Annotated in this window: 1 protein-coding gene; it reads left to right on the top strand. The window is 61.1% G+C overall.

Annotation, left to right across the window (positions count from 1 at the left end; genetic code table 11):
• Positions 1-63 precede the first annotated feature (63 nt).
• Positions 64-1,250 (top strand): IS3 family transposase gene (locus RCH06_RS17815; protein ID WP_327082798.1). Its coding sequence is split into 2 segments (ribosomal slippage): positions 64-319 and positions 319-1,250, totalling 1,188 coding nucleotides; the frame shifts between segments, so codons are not numbered across the junction.
• The last annotated feature ends 37 nt before the right edge of the window (positions 1,251-1,287 follow it).

Genomic DNA, 1,287 nt, shown 5'->3' with positions numbered 1-1,287 from the left:
TGACCTTGCCCCCAGAAAACGTATCCCTTGCTGAGTGGTTCAATTCAGACAAGGAAAACGAAAATGACAAAGACATCAAGGGCCAAGTACACGCTCGAATTCAAGCAAGAGGCCGTGCGGCTGGTCGATGCAGGCCAAAGCATTGCAGCGGTCGCCAGAACGCTGGGCGTGGTTGATCAGACGCTGTTCAACTGGGTAAAAGCCCAAAAGCAAGGCAAACTCACGGGCGCTGACAGTAAACCCGTCAGTAGCGAGCAGATGGAGATCAGCCGCCTGCGGGCCGAGCTGGCGCGTGTGAAGATGGAGCGCGATATTTTGGGAAAAGCGACGGCGTACTTCGCGAAAGCGCAGCGTTGAGGTACGCCTTCATCGAGCGCCACCGGCGCGTGTGGCCGGTCTCGGTGCAGTGCCGGGTGTTGCAGGTCAGCGTGGCGGGTTACCACGATCACTTCGTGCGCCGCGCCAGCGCGGCACCGCGTCGCCACCTGAGCGATGAGGCTTTGCTGGTCCACATCAAAGCCATTCATGTCCAGAGCCGGGGCGCCTATGGCTGGCCGCGCGTCTGGCGAGAACTGCTGGCGCGCGGCATCCGCGTGGGCAAGTGCCGGGTGCAAACGCTCATGCAGCAGCACGGCATCAGGGCCAAGGGCAAGCGCCGCTTCAAGCTCACCACTGACAGCAATCACCCGTTGCCCATCGCACCGAACTTGCTGGATCGGCAGTTCACGGTAGCCGCACCGGACCGGCTCTGGGTGGGCGACATCACCTACATCGCCACCGATGAGGGCTGGCTTTACCTAGCCGTGGTGATCGACCTGTTCAGCCGCCAGGTGGTGGGCTGGTCGCTGCGGGACGACATGACGTCAAGCATCGTCATGGACGCCTTGCGCATGGCTTGGCTCAGGCGTCATCCGGGCAAGCATGCCGGCTTGATGTTTCACAGCGATCGGGGCAGCCAGTACGCCAGCGTGGACTTCAGGGCAACCCTCAAGGAGTACGGCATCCTTGCATCCATGAGCCGACGTGGCAACTGTTGGGACAATGCCTGTAGCGAAACCCTGTTCGGCTCGCTGAAGGTCGAGCGCTTGCATGGGCAACGCTTTGCGACACGGCGCCAGGCCAGGGACGAGACCATTGCCTGGCTGCTTTGGTATAACCGGGAGCGACTGCATTCGACGCTGGCCTACATCAGCCCGATGCAGTTTGAGGAAAACTGGCTTGCGGCTCAGGCCCATCAAGCCCGTTCATGATCTCGGTTATGGGATACGGAATCCAGGGGCAAGGTCA

It is taken from the genome of Polaromonas sp. CG_9.5 (assembly GCF_035984465.1).
Classification (GTDB): Bacteria; Pseudomonadota; Gammaproteobacteria; order Burkholderiales; family Burkholderiaceae_C; genus Polaromonas.
The sequence above is the reverse complement of the archived record's forward strand: the minus strand, read 5'-3'. Positions and strand labels throughout refer to the sequence as shown.